Genomic DNA, 13,467 nt, shown 5'->3' with positions numbered 1-13,467 from the left:
TACAGGACTTTTACAAGAATGGCTCCCGCAGGACTGCCGGGAGCCATTGAATTGCCCCTCAAGCCTTGCCTTGCGCACCCACGGCCGCCGCCGCCTTGGCCGCGGCCTCACTGTCGCCGAGGTAGTAATGGCGCAGGGGCCGCAGTTCGGCGTCCAGCTCATAGACCAGCGGGATGCCGTTGGGAATGTTGAGACCCACGATGTCGCTGTCGGAAATGTTGTCCAGGTACTTCACTAGGGCGCGGATGGAATTGCCGTGGGCGGCCACCACAATGCGCTTGCCCGCCCTGATGGCCGGCGCCATGGACTCATTCCAGAACGGCAGGACGCGGTCTACCGTGTCCTTGAGGCATTCGGTCAGCGGCACCTGGCCGGGCTGCAGCTTCGCGTAGCGCGGGTCGTTCCGTTCGCTGCGCTCGTCGGCGGCATCAAGCGCCGGGGGCGGCGTGTCATAGCTGCGGCGCCAGATCAGCACCTGCTCGTCGCCGAACTTTTTCGCTGTTTCGGCCTTGTTCAGTCCCTGCAGATCGCCGTAATGCCGCTCGTTGAGACGCCAGCTGTGCACCACGGGCAGCCAGGTGCGGTCCATTTCGTCCAGCGTGTGCCAGAGCGTGCGAGTCGCGCGCTTGAGCACGCTGGTGTAGGCCACGTCAAAGTCATAACCTTCGCTTTTGAGCAGTTTGCCGGCGTTTTTGGCCTGTTCGATGCCGGTTTCGGTGAGGTCAACGTCGGCCCAGCCGGTGAAGCGGTTTTCAAGGTTCCAGGTCGATTCGCCGTGGCGGATAAGCACGAGTTTGTACATGATGGGAAGGATAGGGAGTGGAAAAAGGGGAATAAGGAGGACGGCCGGCAGGGCGTTTTCTCCCTCCATTCTAAAATCATGGGTTCGCTGAAAAAGCGCTCCAAGACACACAAAGGGTACAACGTGAAATTTTTGATCGATAACTGGATGCTGATTTCGATAGCGGTCGCCTCGGGCGGCATGCTGGTTTGGCCCATGATTTCCGGCGCCATGAACGCCGGCGCGCTCACGGCCAGCGGCGCCGTACAGCTGATCAACCGCGAAAAAGCGGTGGTGGTGGACGTCAGCGAGGCCGAAGAATTCGCTGCCGGCCACGTCACGGGCGCCAAAAACGTGCCCTTCAGCGAGCTGGAAGGAAAACTCCCCGCCACCGTCAAAAACAAGGCTTTGCCGCTGATTTTGGTGTGCGCCAGCGGTGCACGCGCCGGCCGCGCTGTCGCCGTCGCCAAAAAGCTCGGCTACGAGCAGGCCCAATCACTGGGCGGCGGACTGAAAGCGTGGAAAGAAGCTAACCTGCCACTAGAGAAGGCCTGATCAGTTCAGTTCTGATCAGTTTCCTGATCCGGTTTTTGGCAGGCACGAAAGCTGCAACGCCATGGCTACCGGGCTTTGGCCCGGCTTTCACCCTGGCCATCCATTTTTCCTGCGCTGCGCGTAGACCAGCTCTTCCGGAGGAACCATGCAAACCGTCAAAATTTACACCACGGGTACCTGCCCTTATTGCATCCAGGCCAAGCAGATATTGAAGCAGCGGGGCGTCACCGAGCTTGACGAAATTCGTGTGGACATGGTGCCCGGTGAACGCCAGAAAATGATGGACATCACCGGCCGGCGCACCGTGCCGCAGATTTTTATCGGCGAAACCCACGTAGGCGGCTGCGACGACCTGATGGCCCTCGACAGCCGCGGCGGCCTGATGCCTCTATTGAATCCCGCCGCCTGATCTCTCTTCGCCAGCATGAGCCCCGGAACCGGCTTTGCCGGGCCGGAGGGCGGGCGGCCCCCTCGGGGGGCAGGGAGCTACACGAAGTGAGCGACCGTGGGGGCCATACCTACGGGTCCATATAATCATTCGCTGGTCGCCGGCTTGCCGCGCATCTGAACCTCAACTTTCCCCCGTACCCGAAAGAGCACCATGGCTGAAGCCAATCTTGACCCCGTATTCCAGATCCAGCGCGTTTACCTCAAGGACGTGTCGCTGGAGCAGCCCAACTCGCCCGAAATCCTGCTGAGCCCGGAGCAGCCTGCGGTGGACATCCAGCTGGGCGTGGGTGCCACCCCTGTGGCAGACGGCCTTTTTGAGGTTTCCGTGACGGCCACCGTGCAGACGAAAATCGGCGACAAAACCGTGTTTCTGGTGGAGGCCAAGCAGGCCGGCATCTTTGAAATCCGCAATGTGCCCGAAGACCAGATGGGCGCCATCCTGGGCATTGCCTGCCCGCAAATCGTCTATCCCTATCTGCGCGGCAATGTCGCTGACGTGATCCAGCGCGGCGGCTTCCCGCCTGTGCACATGGCTGAAATCAACTTCCAGGCCATGTACGAACAGCAGCAAGTCCAGGCCGCTGCCGAATCGGCCGCTCCCCAGATCATCGTTTGACGGCTTGCCGGGGCTTCCCGGCGGCTGTCTTCCTGCCCATCCACGCATGAAAATCCTGGTCATCGGTGCCGGCGCCTGGGGCACGGCTGTGGCCGTGAGCAGCGCCGCCAGGCACGACGTCACCCTGTGGGCGCGCGATGCTGCGCTGGCCAAAGACTTGCAGGCCAGCCGTACCAATGCCCGCTATTTGCCTGGCGTTCCCCTGCCTGCCGGCCTGCAGTTGCAAGGCGGCGATGTACCCCTGGCAGAGGCGATTCAAGGGCAGGACCTCATCATCCTGGCAACGCCTGTTTCAGCGGCGCGCGGCATGCTGCAGTCCCTGCAGCACGCCAGCGTTCCCGTGGCCTGGCTGAGCAAAGGTTTTGAGGCGCCTCTTGCCTCTGCCCCGCCTTCAGCATCATTTGGCCTGATGGTCCATGAAATACGGGCGCAAGCTGCTATCAATTTAAGAGCGGGCGTGCTCAGCGGGCCCAGCTTCGCCCTCGAAGTCGCCCGCGGCCAGCCGACCGCGCTGGTGGCCGCCAGTGAACATCCCGAAGTACGTGAAGCGCTGGTGGCCGCCTTTCACAGCACCACCCTGCGTGTTTACGCCAATGACGATGTCGTGGGTGTGGAAGTGGGCGGCGCCGTCAAAAACGTGCTGGCCATCGCCACGGGGCTTTGTGACGGGTTGCAGCTGGGGCTGAACGCCCGCGCTGCGCTGATCACCCGCGGCCTGGCCGAAATGACACGGCTGGGCGTGGCGCTGGGCGCACGGGCCGAAACCTTCACCGGCCTTTCCGGTCTGGGCGACCTGGTGCTGACAGCCACCGGCGACCTGAGCCGCAACCGCAAGGTGGGCCTGCTGCTGGCCGAGGGCAAGACGCTGGCGCAAGCGGTGGATTCGCTGGGGCATGTGGCCGAGGGCGTGTATTGCGCCCGCACCGTGGTGCAGCGCGCTGCCGGTTTGGGCATCGAGATGCCGATTGCACAAAGCGTGGTGGCCTTGCTGGACGGCAAGCTCAGGCCGGCCGAGGCCGTGGCGGCACTGATGGGCCGCGATCCGACAGCCGAACTGGCCTGACCGCACGGTTGATTTTTTCCGGCTCCCGTTTTTGCTATCGAATTAATAGCTGGTGGCGCACAGTCTTATTGGGCCTGAGCCCTGAAATACCATTAAACGGCTGCTCCATCGGCGGGTGGAGCCCTACTTTCGCAAATGCAGCGTCACCAGCAGCGATGCATCCTGCACCGCGGTCAGGCCGTGTTCCACGCCGCCCGCCAGCCACAGCAGCTGGCCTGCCTTCATGCGCTGGGTTTGCCCCTCTGCCGTGAAGGCCACTTCGCCCTCCAGGCATTGCACGGTGATTTCGCCCTTGACCCGGTGCGAGGGCACCAGCTTGCCGGCCGGCACGATGAGGCGCATGACTTCCAGCTCATCGCTTTTGAACAGCGCGACGGTGCGGGCCTCCAGGAGCTTGCCTGCCAGCGGCTGGACGTCGATGAGTTGCCCGGAGGCGGCGTGGGGAATGGCCATGGTGAAACTCCTGCAAAGGTGGCGGCATGTGCCTGAACCAGCTGAAAGCGTTATACCCCAAGGCCCGCCCGGGCCCTAGACCACCTTGTTGTACGCCAGGAAGATGTCGTCGCGAACCCAACCCAGGGACTCATACAGCGCCTGCGCGGTGTGGTTGGTCCTGGCGGTGGTCAGGTCCAGCCGCGCAAAGCCGTGCTGTTTTGCATGCGCGTGGGCGGCCTGCATCAGCGCGCGACCGGCGCCGCTCTTGCGTGAAGCGGGTGCCACGTACAGGTCATACAGCGTGTAGATGGGCTGGGCGATCACCGAGCAGAAGCCGGGATACAGCTGGCAGAAGCCGGCGAGGGGGCCGGCACCGGGCGCACCTTCCGGCTCGGCCACCAGGATGACCGATTCGCGGTTTCGCATCCGGTTGCCGATGAAGTCCAGCGCCAGCGCGGTATCGGCGGGCTGTTCGTAAAACTGGCGGTAGGCGTCAAACAGCGCGGCCACGGCAGGCTGGTCGTCCAAAGTGGCAAGGCGTACGGAAGGGGTGTTCATATTGAGCTGTAAAAAAAAGCCAAAAGATCCGCCATCAGGTGGCGAACCGGTTTGTTAGAGAAAAATGGCTGCAGCCCAGGCGGCGCGAGCGCAGGCAGCTATCAAAAATGGAGCAACGTGGCGGCCCGCCGGGTTGCCTCCGGCGGTGGCCGGGATTGGCCGGGGTTGGGCCCGTGCCTAGATTTCCAGGTTGTCAATCAGCCGGGTGCTGCCCAGCTTGGCTGCGCCCAGCACCACCAGCGGCACATCGGCCAGCGGGCCCTGCGGTGCCAGCAGGTCGGCGCGGCGGCGCACGGTCAGGTAGTCGGGCTTCCAGCCGCGGCGGGCCAGCGCCTGCATGGCCTGCGCTTCCAGGGCTGGCAGGTCGGGCGTGCCGCTGGCGCGGGCGGCTTCGCCCAGTGCGCGTATGGCCTTGGACAGTTCCACCGCTTCGGCGCGCTGGGTGGCGTTCAGGTAGCCGTTGCGTGACGACAGCGCCAGGCCGTCTTCGGCGCGCTGGGTTTCACCGGCCAGAATCTCGATCGGCAACGCGAACTGCTGCACCATGCGGCGCACCACCATCACCTGCTGGTAATCCTTCTTGCCGAAAGCCGCCACGCCCGTGGGCATGCCGGCAAACACGCAGGAAAAGAGCTTGAGCACCACGGTGCTCACACCGATGAAAAAACCGGGCCTGAAGTGGCCTTCAAGGATGTCGCTCAAGTCGGTGGCCGGATGCACCTTGTAGCTTTGCGGCTCGGGGTAAAGGTGTTTTTCCAGCGGGGCAAACAGCACGTTGCAGCCGGCCTCTTTCAGGCGCTCCGCGTCGGCGTCCAGCGTGCGCGGGTAGCTGTCGAAGTCTTCATGCGGCGCGAACTGCAGGCGGTTCACGAAGATGCTGGAGACGCTCACGTCGCCCAGCGGCTTGGCCTGCCTGACGAGGGCGATGTGGCCGTCGTGCAGGTTGCCCATGGTGGGCACGAAGGAAGGGCGCTTGAACGGGCTGAGGGCCTCGCGCAGCTCCGGGATGGTGTGGACGATCTGCATCTTGTCTCCTGAATGGGGCGGGTGGTGCTACCAGGCGTGGGTGGCGTTCACCGGAAAGCTGCCGTCTTTCACGGCGCGCACATAGGCTTCCATGGCGCCGCGCACACTGGCGGTCTTGTTGTCCGGGCCTTCCATGAAGTTGCGCACAAACTTCGGCATCTTGCCCAGGTTCATGCCCAGCATGTCGTGCAGCACCAGCACCTGGCCGGCAGTGCCGTTGCCCGCACCAATGCCGATGGTGGCGCAATGGGTGAGTTCTTGCGTGAGCGTGGCCGACAGGGCCGCAGGCACCATCTCCAGCACCATCATCGCAGCGCCTGCGTCCTGCAGCTCGCGAGCGTGGCGCGTCATCGTGGCAGCGGCTTCGTCGCCCTTGCCCTGCACGCGGTAGCCGCCCAGCGCATGCACGGTTTGCGGCGTCAGCCCCAGGTGGGCGCAGACCGGGATGCCGCGCTCGACCAGGAAGCGCGTCGTCTCGGCCGTCCAGCCGCCGCCTTCGAGCTTGACCATGTGGGCGCCGGCCTGCATCAGCACCGCGGCACTGCGCAGCGCCTGCTCTTTGGACTCGTGGTAACTGCCAAACGGCAAATCGCCGATCAGCCAGGCCGTGGCCTGCGAGCGGCGCAGGCCGTTGGCCACGCATTCGGTGTGGTGGCGCATGGTCTCCAGCGTCACGCCGACGGTGCTGGTCAGGCCCTGGCAGACCATGCCCAGCGAGTCGCCCACCAGGATGCATTCCACGCCGGCCGCATCGGCCACGGCGGCAAACGTCGCGTCATAGGCAGTCAGCATGGTGATTTTTTCGCCATGCGCCTGCATTTCGCGCAGGCGCGGCAGGCTGACCGGCTTGCGCGCGGGCGGCGTGGCAGGCGTAGACGAAGGCGGCAGCGTGCCGTAAGGCGTGACGGAAGTATTGGCAGGTGTCGTCATGGGGCAGGTCCGGAATTTAGCGAGAGTCTAACCAGCTTCTCCGTGCTTTTTTGCTTGCGTTTTAGAGAGTCCAGACAAGGGGTGCGGCTTAACGAGCCTCAGGCGCGGACCGGCTCATGCCCAGGCGCTCAAGCAGCTTCACATCGGCCTCGGTGTCGGGGTTACCGGTGGTCAGCAGCTTGTCGCCGTAAAAGATCGAATTGGCGCCGGCCAGGAAGCACAGCGCCTGCACGCCGTCGCCCATTTGCTGACGGCCGGCCGACAGGCGCACGCGCGCCGTCGGCATGGTGATGCGCGCCACGGCAATCGTGCGAACAAACTCAAACGGGTCCAGGTCGGCCTGATTGGCCAGTGGCGTGCCTTCAATTTTCACCAGATTGTTGATGGGCACCGATTCGGGGTAGGGCGTGAGGTTGGCGAGCTCGGCCACCAGGCCGGCGCGCTGGCGGCGCGTTTCACCCATGCCGACGATACCGCCGCAGCAGACCTTGACGCCGGCGCTGCGCACGCGCGCCAGTGTGTCCAGCCGGTCCTGGTAGTCGCGCGTGGTGATGATGTCGCCGTAAAAATCAGGCGCGCTGTCGAGGTTGTGGTTGTAGTAGTCCAGGCCCGCGCTTTGCAAAGTTTGCGCGTGGCCGTCTTCCAGCATGCCCAGCGTGGCGCAGGTTTCCAGGCCCAGCGCTTTCACGGTGCGTACCAGCTCGGCGACTTTTTCAATGTCGCGGTCTTTGGGTGAGCGCCACGCGGCGCCCATGCAAAACCGTGTGGCGCCCGCGGCCTGCGCGCGCTGGGCGGCGGCCAGTACTTCGGCCGGCTCCATCAGCTTGCTGGCTTCCACGCCGGTGTCGTAGCGCGCGGCCTGCGGGCAGTAACCGCAGTCTTCGGCGCAGCCGCCGGTCTTGACCGACAGCAGCGTGGCGAATTCGATGTGCGTAGGGTCGAAGTTTTCGCGGTGCACCGTTTGGGCGCGGTGCATCAATTCCGGAAAAGGCAGGTTGAACAGCGCTTCGATGGCGTCTACGCTCCAGCGCTCGGCGCCGGCCTTTTCAGCTGGCGATGGCTGAGGGCGCGGGCGGTGGAGCGTGATGGTTTGTTCTGCTACGTGGGACATGGTTCTCTTTCCTTTCGGGGACAGGGTTTTTGAGTCTATCTGATGCGTTTTTTAGTAGCCTGCTTCAGCCTGGCAGCGAATGCTTTGCCAGGGCCGTCAGGGCTTCGACCAGCAGGTCGATATCGGCTTCGGTGTGCGCGGCCGACAGCGCAATGCGAAGGCGTGCCGTGCCATCGGGCACGGTGGGCGGGCGAATCGCCGGCACCCAGATGCCGCGTGCGCGCAAGCCCTCCATCACGGCCAGGGCTTCGTCGTTGCGGCCGATCAGCAGCGGCTGGATGGCGGTCTGCGAGGGCGGCAACTGCCAGTGGCTGCCTTTCAGGCCCGCCAGCAAGCCGCTGCGCAAGCGCGCAATGAGTTGCTGCAAATGCGTGCGGCGCCATTCATCCTGTTCAATCAGTGCGAGGCTGGCACGCAGCGCGCTGGCCAGCAGCGCCGGCGCGGCAGTCGCAAAAATATAACTTCGGGTTTTTTGCAGCAGCCATTCAACCAGGGCCTCGTCGCCCGCCACAAACGCGCCCGCCACACCAGCCGCCTTGCCCAGCGTGGCCATGTAGAGCACGCGGCGCGAGGCCTTGGCGCCATACAACCCCGCTGCGGCCAGGCTGCCGCGCCCTTGCGGGCCCAGCACGCCAAAGCCATGTGCATCGTCCAGCAGCAGCAGGGCGTCATGGCGCTCACACAGCGCCAGCAGGGCGGGAATGTCGGCGCTATCGCCATCCATGCTGAACACCGCATCGCTGATGACCAGCTTGCGCGGTGCGTCGCTTTGCGCGAGCTCTCGCGCCAGCGCGTCCAGGTCGGTGTGTGCGTAGCGGTGGATTTTTGCGCGCGACAGCCTTGCGCCGTCGATCAGGCAGGCGTGATTCAGCGCATCCGAAAAAATCGCGTCACCGGCACCCACCAGCGCCGGCACGATGCCGATGTTGGTGGCGTAGCCCGCGTAAAAATACAACGCGCGCGGCAGGCCCACGAAGGCCGCGAGTTCGCGTTCCAGCGCCTCGTTGGCGGCGCTGTGGCCGCTGACCAGCGGCGATGCGCCCGACCCGACACCGTAGGCTTGTGCGCCGGTGCAAGCCGCCTGCACCAGGGCCGGGTGTGTGGCCAGGCCGAGGTAGTCGTTGCTGCAAAAGGCCAGCATGCTTTGCCCGTTAACCGAAAGGCGTGCGCCGCTTTCAGGCATGACCACGCGGCGCTGGCGGCGCAGGTGCGTGCGGTCCAGTTCGGCCACGCGTGCCGGAAATTCGTCGAGCCAGGAGGAGGTGATGTTCATTGCCATTCAGTGGGGAGGTTGATGGTGACGTGGCGCGCGTCTATGCCCGGCTGCCAGGCGATGCTGGCCAGCAGGGGCGCTTGCAGTCGTTGCTGCAGAAATTCGATGTTGTCCTCTTGCGCCAGCATGTTTGGGTCAATGTGGTTGGCCACCCAGCCGGCCAGCGTGAGGCCGCGCGTGCGGATGGCTTCTGCAGTGAGCAGCGCATGGTTCAGGCAACCCAGCCGCAGGCCCACCACCAGCACTACGGGCAGGCCCAGCGCCTGGGCCAGGTCGGCACCGGTCTCTGTGGGCGAGAGCGGCACATGAAAGCCGCCCGCGCCTTCCACCACCACGGCATCGGCCTGCAGCGCGAGCTGGCGGTGGCAGGCCACCAGGTGGGCAATGTCAATGCGCGCGCCGGCGCGGGCGGCTGCGATGTGGGGTGACACCGGGTCGGGCAGCAGCACCGGATTGTCGAGTTCGGGTGGTACGCGGCAACTGGAAGCTGCGCGCAGGGCGAGCACGTCTTCGTTGGCATCGACACCGTCAACCGGCACCGTGCCTGCCGCCACCGGCTTCATGCCCACCACACGAAGGTGCCGGCGGGCCAGCGCATGCAACAGCGCAGCGCTGACCAGCGTTTTGCCCACGCCGGTGTCGGTGCCGGTCACAAACAGCGAAACCGTTTTGTGCGCCGCTTCAGCCATGCGCACCGCCTTCTTCAGCCAGCGTGGCATTCAGTGCCGCCAGCGCGCCGCGTGCCAGGTGGTCCACCGCTTCTTCGTCCATCACATAGGGCGGCATGGCGTAGACCGTGTGGCCGATTGGGCGCAGCAGCACGCCGTGGGCCATGACGTGCTGCGTGTAGCGGCGTGCGAAGTGGGGCGCCGTCGTGGGCTCGATGTCCCAAGCCCAGATCATGCCCAGCTTGCGTGCGTTCCGTACCGCAGGGTGCTGAGTCAGCGGCGCGAAGGCCAGGTCCAGCGTGTTGGCCAGGACTGCGTTGTCTGCCAGCACATCGGTTTGCTCGAACAGCTCCAGCGTGGCCAGCGCGGCGCGGCAGGCCAGCGGGTTGCCGGTGTAGGAATGCGAATGTAAAAAGCCGCGCGCCACGTCGTCGTCGTAAAACGCTTCGTAGACGGTATCGGTGGTCAGCACGGCCGACAGCGGCAGCGTGCCGCCCGTGAGGCCTTTCGATAGACAGATGAAGTCAGGCCGTATGCCTGCCTGCTGATGCGCGAACATGGTGCCGGTGCGGCCAAATCCGGTGGCGATTTCATCGGCAATCAAATGCACTTCATAGCGGTCGCACAGTGCGCGCGCTTCGCGCAGGTAGGCTGCATCGTGCATGGCCATGCCGGCCGCGCACTGCACCATGGGCTCCAGGATGAGCGCGGCGGTTTGCGCATGGTGCTGCTCCAGCCAGCTTTGCAGATCTGCGGCCGCGTGACGTGCTACGTCCGCAGCGCTTTCACTGGGCTGCGCGCCGCGCGCATCGGGGCTGGGCACGGTGGCGGCCAGCCGCACCAGTGGTGCATAGGCTTCACGGAAAATGGCAATGTCCGTCACGGCCAGTGCGCCCACGGTCTCGCCGTGGTAACCGCCTGCCAGTCCGATGAAGCGGCACTTTTCAGGCTTTCCGGTGTTGCGCCAGTAATGCGCGCTCATCTTCAGCGCGATCTCTGTGGCGCTGGCGCCGTCGCTGCCGTAAAAAGCGTGGCCGAGTCCGGTTAGTGCGCCCAGCCGCTCAGACAGCTCCACCACCGGCTGGTGCGTGAAACCGGCCAGCATGACGTGATCAAGCCGATCCAGCTGGTCGCGCAGCGCCGCCTTGATGTGCGGATGGCCGTGGCCGAACAGGTTGACCCACCACGAGCTTATGCCGTCCAGGTAGCGCTTTCCTTCAAAGTCGTACAGCCACACGCCTTCGGCCCTGGCGATGGGTACCGGGGGATGCGCCTCGTGCAGCTTCATCTGCGTGCAGGGGTGCCACACATGGCGCAGGCTGCGCTGGATCATTGAGAGGTTGTCCATGAAGGCCCGTGGTGAGGAAAAGAGGGCGAAAGCTCAGGCGTGCGCTGCAAGCCGGGGCTAAAGCACGAGTCGGGCGCGGGTCAGGGCTTCTGCACCGGAATGGTCGAGCGCTCTTCCTTGATGCGGTTGTCCGGATTGACGAACACCAGCTTGGGGCTGAAGCCCGCGACATGCTCTTCATGCACCTGCGCAAACGCCGCAATGATGACCAGGTCGCCCACGGCGGCGCGGCGCGCGGCGGAACCGTTGACCGAAATGATGCGGCTGCCGCGCTCGGCACGAATGGCGTAGGTGATGAAGCGCTCACCGTTGTTGATGTTCCAGATGTGCACCTGCTCGTTCTCTGCCAGGTTGGCGGCATCCAGCAGGTCTTCGTCGATGGCGCAGGAGCCTTCGTAGTTGAGTTCGCAGTGGGTTACCGCAGCGCGGTGAATCTTGGACTTGAGCAGTGTTCTGAACATGGGGTGTGGAGGGTGTACTCAGGCAAAAGGAAAACGCCGGGGTGGGCGAAAGGGGGCCGGCGGCGGGCAGCGGCAGGTGGCGCTGTAACATTCGCGGCAGTTTTGAGGTCTACTCAATAGTTTAGTGCAGGGTACTGCGCGGTTTCTTTCTTAGATTACTTATGAAAAAGTCATTTGATTTCACGACTGAAGCGCTGGGCGCCCTGGCCCGGGCGGATGCGGCACGCGCGCTGGCCGAGGACATTGGCAGCGGCGACCTGACCGCCGCACTGATTGACCCGGCCCGCCAGGCACGGGCGCAGGTGGTGGCGCGTGAAAGCGCTGTGGTGTGTGGCAGCGCCTGGGTCGAGGCCACGATGCGGCAGCTGGATCCGGATGCCCAACTGGTCTGGCATGTGCTGGATGGCGAGCGTTGCGAAGCCGGCCAGGTGGTGTTTGAAGTGCGCGGGCTTGCCCGTGCCCTGCTGTCGGCTGAACGCACGGCCCTCAATTTTTTACAGCTGTTAAGCGCCGTTGCGAGTAAAACGGCCGTTTATGTCGACATCGTGAAAGGTACGCGGGCTGCTATTGTGGACACACGCAAGACCCTTCCCGGCCTGCGGCTGGCGCAGAAATACGCGGTTGCCGCGGGCGGCGGAACCAACCACCGGGTGGGTTTGTATGACGCCGTGCTCATCAAGGAAAACCACATCGCGGCCGCAGGGGGAATCGCGCAGGTGCTGGCACGCGCTGCGGACGTCGCCGCGCAGGCTGATTTTGTGGAAATCGAAGTCGAGAACCTGGACGAGCTGGCCCAGGCGCTGAACGCCGGTGCGCGCATGGTGCTGCTCGACAACATGAGCCTGCCCGACCTCAAAGAGGCTGTACGCATCAACAATGGGCGAGCCATCCTTGAAATTTCGGGCGGGGTCACCCTGGAGGGCCTGCGCACCCTGGCCGAAACCGGCGTGGACCGGATTTCCATCGGCACCCTGACCAAAGACGTGCGGGCGATTGATTTTTCCATGCGCTTCGACGCCGAGAGCACGGTGGCGGCATGAGCGTGGTTTTGCCCGTCATCCGTGTGGACTACGAGCAGCCCGAGGGCGCGGCTTGCAGCACGCATCAGGCTTGGGCCCGTGTGCCGGCCGAGCCCACGCAGGCCGAGCGCACCGTGCTGAAGGCCCGCATCCGCGAACTGCTCAAGGCCCGCAACGCCGTCATGGTGTCGCACTACTACGTGCATCCCGACCTGCAGGACCTGGCCGAAGAGACCGGCGGCCTGGTGTCGGACTCGCTGGAGATGGCGCGCTTTGGCCGCGACCATGCGGCACAGACGCTGGTGGTGTCGGGTGTGCGCTTTATGGGCGAGACGGCAAAGATTCTTTCGCCTGAAAAACGCGTGCTGATGCCTGACCCCGACGCGACCTGTTCGCTTGATTTGGGTTGCCCGGTGGATGAATTCAGCGCGTTCTGCGATGCCCACCCGGACCGCGCGGTGGTGGTGTATGCCAACACCAGCGCCGCCGTGAAGGCGCGGGCGGACTGGGTGGTGACCTCCAGCTGCGCGCTCGACATCGTGCGTGCGCTCAAAGACCAGGGCCAGAAAATCCTCTGGGCGCCCGACCGGCACCTGGGCAGTTACATCCAGCGCGAGACCGGTGCCGACATGGTCTTCTGGAATGGCGCCTGCATCGTGCACGACGAATTCAAGGCCTTTGAACTGCAGGCCCTGAAAAAAGAGCACCCTGGCGCCAAAGTGCTGGTGCACCCCGAGTCACCCGCCGACGTGGTGGCGCTGGCCGATGCCGTGGGCTCGACGTCAGGCATTTTGAAGGCGGCACGCGAGATGGACGCGCGCGAATTCATTGTGGCAACCGACAACGGCATGCTGCACAAGCTGCGCACGCTCAACCCCGGTAAAGTGTTTATTGAAGCCCCCACCGCCGGCAACAGCGCCACCTGCAAAAGCTGCGCGCACTGCCCATGGATGGCCATGAATGGCTTGGCCGGTTTGGCCCATGTGTTGGAAACCGGTGCGCATGAAGTGAAGATAGACCCCGCACTGGGCCTGCGTGCCCGGCTGCCGATAGACCGCATGCTGGCTTTCACCGCCGCGCTGAAAAACGGCCAGCCCACGGCGGGGCTGGTGCCGCATATCGGTGCGGCTTGAGTCCGGATCCGGGTACGGTAGATGCTCCTGTTTTGATAGC

At 64.5% G+C, this 13,467-nt stretch carries 16 protein-coding genes; 6 read left to right on the top strand and 10 right to left on the bottom strand.

Annotation, left to right across the window (positions count from 1 at the left end; genetic code table 11):
- Positions 1 to 58 precede the first annotated feature (58 nt).
- The gene (gene gpmA, locus AC1DYQ_RS06020; protein ID WP_477686022.1) at positions 59 to 802 is read right to left on the bottom strand and encodes a 2,3-diphosphoglycerate-dependent phosphoglycerate mutase; all 744 of its coding nucleotides are present in this window, start codon (positions 800 to 802) and stop codon (positions 59 to 61) included.
- Between the two features lie 123 nt (positions 803 to 925).
- Here gpmA and AC1DYQ_RS06015 point away from each other — a divergent pair, with 123 nt between their 5' ends.
- The 4 genes from AC1DYQ_RS06015 (at position 926) to AC1DYQ_RS06000 (ending at position 3,465) form a co-directional block, all read left to right on the top strand.
- Positions 926 to 1,336, top strand: coding sequence for a rhodanese-like domain-containing protein (locus tag AC1DYQ_RS06015; protein ID WP_477686021.1), 411 nt, complete (start codon positions 926 to 928; stop codon positions 1,334 to 1,336).
- A gap of 145 nt (positions 1,337 to 1,481) precedes the next feature.
- On the top strand, positions 1,482 to 1,745 hold the full coding sequence (grxC, locus tag AC1DYQ_RS06010; protein ID WP_477686020.1) for a glutaredoxin 3: 264 nt from the start codon (positions 1,482 to 1,484) through the stop codon (positions 1,743 to 1,745).
- A gap of 192 nt (positions 1,746 to 1,937) precedes the next feature.
- Positions 1,938 to 2,402: a protein-export chaperone SecB gene (secB, locus tag AC1DYQ_RS06005; RefSeq protein ID WP_477669801.1), complete on the top strand. Its 465-nt coding sequence runs from the start codon at positions 1,938 to 1,940 to the stop codon at positions 2,400 to 2,402.
- Positions 2,403 to 2,448: 46 nt separating this feature from the next.
- Positions 2,449 to 3,465 carry an NAD(P)H-dependent glycerol-3-phosphate dehydrogenase gene (locus tag AC1DYQ_RS06000; RefSeq protein ID WP_477686019.1) on the top strand — a complete coding sequence of 339 codons (1,017 nt, stop codon included), beginning with the start codon at positions 2,449 to 2,451 and terminating at the stop codon, positions 3,463 to 3,465.
- Positions 3,466 to 3,588: 123 nt separating this feature from the next.
- Here AC1DYQ_RS06000 and AC1DYQ_RS05995 read toward each other — a convergent pair whose 3' ends face one another.
- The 9 genes from AC1DYQ_RS05995 to panD form a co-directional block, all read right to left on the bottom strand.
- Positions 3,589 to 3,918, bottom strand: coding sequence for a cupin domain-containing protein (locus AC1DYQ_RS05995; protein ID WP_457279628.1), 330 nt, complete (start codon positions 3,916 to 3,918; stop codon positions 3,589 to 3,591).
- Between the two features lie 75 nt (positions 3,919 to 3,993).
- A complete protein-coding gene (locus tag AC1DYQ_RS05990) occupies positions 3,994 to 4,458 on the bottom strand; it encodes an N-acetyltransferase family protein (protein ID WP_477686018.1) in 465 nt (154 codons plus the stop codon).
- A gap of 177 nt (positions 4,459 to 4,635) precedes the next feature.
- Positions 4,636 to 5,484 carry a pantoate--beta-alanine ligase gene (panC, locus tag AC1DYQ_RS05985; RefSeq protein ID WP_457279626.1) on the bottom strand — a complete coding sequence of 283 codons (849 nt, stop codon included), beginning with the start codon at positions 5,482 to 5,484 and terminating at the stop codon, positions 4,636 to 4,638.
- A gap of 27 nt (positions 5,485 to 5,511) precedes the next feature.
- Entirely contained in the window at positions 5,512 to 6,414 is a 903-nt protein-coding gene (gene panB / locus AC1DYQ_RS05980; RefSeq protein ID WP_477686017.1) for a 3-methyl-2-oxobutanoate hydroxymethyltransferase, read from the bottom strand.
- 88 nt (positions 6,415 to 6,502) lie between these two features.
- Complete coding sequence (bioB, locus tag AC1DYQ_RS05975; protein ID WP_477648481.1) at positions 6,503 to 7,525, bottom strand: biotin synthase BioB; 1,023 nt, start codon at positions 7,523 to 7,525, stop codon at positions 6,503 to 6,505.
- A gap of 64 nt (positions 7,526 to 7,589) precedes the next feature.
- On the bottom strand, positions 7,590 to 8,798 hold the full coding sequence (bioF, locus tag AC1DYQ_RS05970; protein WP_477686016.1) for an 8-amino-7-oxononanoate synthase: 1,209 nt from the start codon (positions 8,796 to 8,798) through the stop codon (positions 7,590 to 7,592).
- A complete protein-coding gene (gene bioD, locus AC1DYQ_RS05965; protein WP_477686278.1) occupies positions 8,795 to 9,487 on the bottom strand; it encodes a dethiobiotin synthase in 693 nt (230 codons plus the stop codon). Before bioD ends, bioF begins: the two co-directional genes overlap by 4 nt.
- Complete coding sequence (locus AC1DYQ_RS05960; RefSeq protein WP_477686015.1) at positions 9,480 to 10,814, bottom strand: adenosylmethionine--8-amino-7-oxononanoate transaminase; 1,335 nt, start codon at positions 10,812 to 10,814, stop codon at positions 9,480 to 9,482. The genes bioD and AC1DYQ_RS05960 overlap by 8 nt, the downstream gene beginning before the upstream one ends.
- Before the next feature lie 80 nt (positions 10,815 to 10,894).
- A complete protein-coding gene (gene panD, locus AC1DYQ_RS05955; protein WP_431095265.1) occupies positions 10,895 to 11,275 on the bottom strand; it encodes an aspartate 1-decarboxylase in 381 nt (126 codons plus the stop codon).
- A gap of 161 nt (positions 11,276 to 11,436) precedes the next feature.
- Between panD and nadC the strand changes: the two genes are divergently transcribed.
- Positions 11,437 to 12,315: a carboxylating nicotinate-nucleotide diphosphorylase gene (gene nadC / locus AC1DYQ_RS05950; protein WP_457279620.1), complete on the top strand. Its 879-nt coding sequence runs from the start codon at positions 11,437 to 11,439 to the stop codon at positions 12,313 to 12,315.
- A complete protein-coding gene (gene nadA, locus AC1DYQ_RS05945; protein ID WP_477686014.1) occupies positions 12,312 to 13,427 on the top strand; it encodes a quinolinate synthase NadA in 1,116 nt (371 codons plus the stop codon). The genes nadC and nadA overlap by 4 nt, the downstream gene beginning before the upstream one ends.
- Positions 13,428 to 13,467 lie beyond the last annotated feature (40 nt).

It is taken from the genome of Polaromonas sp. P1_F4 (genome assembly GCF_056405675.1).
This window is presented reverse-complemented; position numbering and strand designations above follow the sequence as displayed.